Genomic DNA, 2,858 nt, shown 5'->3' with positions numbered 1-2,858 from the left:
CCGTCGCCATCGCGGCCGGGCGGGTGGACGAGGCCACCCGAGCCGTCCTCGTCGCCCGATGGCGTGCCGGACGCTCGCTGCCGTCGATCGGTGGATTCGGCGCATTGCGCAATCTGGTGGACGAGCGCGATCGCTGGCTCGCCAAGGACACGACGAGCAAGCCCGGGTCGGCTCTCGTGTACAGACTCCGAGCTGCCGAGTTGACCAAACGCGTCAATCACCACCGCACCGCCGTGGTGATGTCCAATCGTCACTACGCCACCGGAGTGCGTGCGGCGCGCAAAGAGCGCCGGGAAGGTGTGCATCTCGACCTGGACCAGCGGGACGCGGTCTTCGATGCGTTGACGAGAACGCCCGCGCCACAGAAGTTCGGCCCGATCGCCGAGCGTGGCCTGTCGCTGGTGGATGCGGCCACGGATCGGGTGAGCACGCTGGCGCGCAAAACCCCGGTGAGCGACAGAGTCGACTGGGCGACAGGAATGGTCGATCAATTCGTGGACCGAAAGGACGACCGCTTCGTCGACCGCTACGACACCCTGCTGTTCCTCGCCGGCATGTCGTTCGATCGGGTGCGTCGTTCGCCTGCATGGCAGTCGACGTACTTCGAGATCCAACGTAATCAGCTGGACCTGTTCGTCGAACTCACCGAGATCTCGGTCGATGCCACCTCGCTGCGTGCGGTAGCGACCGAGCTGAATCGGATCGGTGAAACGATGGTCGACGAGGAGACCGCAGCGCAGGTCGAATCCCGCCGTGGCGCATTGGAAGTGGTGTGGAAGCAGTTGACCGGACGGGTGGCTGCGCTGGTTCGACTCGCGAATGTGGTCGAGTCCTCGGAGACCGAGGCACGCACATCCGACGCGATGGCCCGCGCGCACAGCTTGGACGATCGGATCGATGACCTCGTCGGGCGGTCGGGGAGCCGGGAGATGTCTGCCGAAAACACGCACTTCGTAGGTGATCAAGTGCGGACACAGTGGCGCGACTGAGTGCCGTCCAGGGCACTGAATCGCGCCACTGGCTCTAGGCGATGATTGCGAACAGAATTCCCGCGACGGCGAAGCTGACCACGGACAGAATCGTCTCGAGGACCGTCCACGTTTGCAGTGTCTGCTTGACGGTGAGGTTGAAGAACTTCGCGATGATCCAGAATCCGCCGTCGTTGACGTGGCTGGCGATGATCGAGCCCGCCGCGATGGACATGGCGATGAGGGCGACGGCCGGAGCCGAGTAGTCCTGAGCTGCAACCAGGGGTCCGACGATTCCGCCGGTCGTCACGATGGCCACGGTGGCCGAGCCCTGCGCCACTCGCAGTGCGCAGCTGATGATGTAGCCAAGACGATGATCGGTAGGCCCGCGGCCGCCATGGTGTCGGCCAACGCGGTGCCGATGCCCGTGGCCGAGATGACCTTTCCGAAGAACGCGCCTGCGCCGACGACGAGTAGCAGCATACCCACCGGACGCAGAGATTCACCGGTCAGTTTGCTCAATTCCTGGACCGTCGATCCGCGGCGGATTCCCAACACGTAGAACGCGATGAGTACTGCGATGAGTAGTGCGACGGCCGGTGTGCCGAAGAACGTGAGCACTTCGAGGAGGTTGCCGGGATCGAGCAGAATGCTGCCGAACGTGGCACCGAGGATCAGGACCAGTGGAACGGCAATGATCGCTCCGATGGTGCCCACCGACGGCGGCGTCGTGACGACCGGGCGCTTGGTCGCGATCGTGCCTGCGCCTCCACCCTCGGTGGTGCTCGCGTCGTTTCCGTCGTTGATGAAGTCCTCGGGGACGTCGACGATGATGCGTTTTCCGATCCAGTTACCCCACACCAGGCCGGCGGCGATGAATCCTGGTATTCCGCAGATGAATCCGAACAGGATGAGCCAGCCAGGTTCACTTCGAGCAACCCGCCGAGGGCAACCGGACCTGGATGTGGCGGCAAGAAAGCATGCGTCATGGACAACCCTGCCAGCATCGGCAGCGCATAGAGCACCAACGACTTTCCGCCTTGACGCGCCGCCACGTACACCAGCGGTGCCAAGACGAAGATGCCGATGTCGAAGAACACCGGGATGCCGAAGATCAGCCCGAGCAGTCCCATTGCGATGGGCGCTCCGCGTTCTCCGAAGACCCCCAGCAGCTTGGCAGTCAGTGCCTGTGCGCCACCGGACTTTTCGAGAATCGCGCCCAGGACCGTTCCCAGTCCGATGATGACTGCGATATGCCCGAGTATGCCGCCGAACCCGGTTTCGAGAAGCGACTCGTTGCTCTTGATCGCGGTGCCGACTATCTCGTTGACGGGTAAACCGGCAGCCAGGGCCAAGCCGAGACCGACGATGAGAAGCGCGATGAACGGTTCGAGCTTGACCTTGATGATGACGACGAGCAGCACGGCAATTGCAATGCCGCACAACACGAGTAGACCTGGCGTGGAGGTCCTGAGCCAATCGACGACAGAGTTCATGACGAGCCTTCCTTGATGTCTGCACTGATAGCCGCCACGAACGTCTGCGCTCGCACGGTGATGTCGTCCCACTGGGCGGCCGCGACCGACGCCGGCGGGACCACATCGGTGCCTGCAGTCACTGCGACGGCACCGGATGCCAGGAACTGAGCAGCGTTGCCCGCGTTGACTCCGCCGGAAGGAACGAGTCGTGCGTCGGGGAATGGGCCGAGCAGATCCTTGAAATACGCGGGCCCGACGGTCCGAGCCGGAAATATCTTCACGGCATCCGCTCCGAGATCGAGGCGATCATCACCTCCGACGGGGTGAGCGCGCCCATCATCAGCGGGATCCCGGCCTCGGTGACGATCGCGGCAACGTCGGGACGCAGCCCGGGGGGTCACGACGAAGTGCG

2 protein-coding genes and 1 pseudogene are annotated in these 2,858 nt (G+C 63.8%); 1 reads left to right on the top strand and 2 read right to left on the bottom strand.

The features are described from left to right. A partial coding sequence (locus RHBS_RS29345; protein WP_236745419.1) for a hypothetical protein occupies positions 1–989 on the top strand: 989 nt, incomplete at its 5' end. 34 nt (positions 990–1,023) lie between these two features. Here RHBS_RS29345 and RHBS_RS26360 read toward each other — a convergent pair. Both RHBS_RS26360 and RHBS_RS26355 read right to left on the bottom strand, forming a co-directional pair. Further along, a pseudogene (locus tag RHBS_RS26360) lies at positions 1,024–2,464 on the bottom strand (GntP family permease). Next, positions 2,461–2,727 carry a hypothetical protein gene (locus tag RHBS_RS26355; RefSeq protein ID WP_237669783.1) on the bottom strand — a complete coding sequence of 89 codons (267 nt, stop codon included), beginning with the start codon at positions 2,725–2,727 and terminating at the stop codon, positions 2,461–2,463. The pseudogene RHBS_RS26360 and the gene RHBS_RS26355 overlap by 4 nt, the downstream one beginning before the upstream one ends. Positions 2,728–2,858: the final 131 nt, after the last annotated feature.

The sequence above is a fragment of the Rhodococcus sp. BS-15 genome, assembly GCF_000813105.1.
Taxonomy (GTDB): Bacteria; Actinomycetota; Actinomycetes; order Mycobacteriales; family Mycobacteriaceae; genus Rhodococcoides.
Note: the sequence above shows the minus strand (reverse complement) of the source record. Positions and strands in the feature narration are given on the sequence as shown.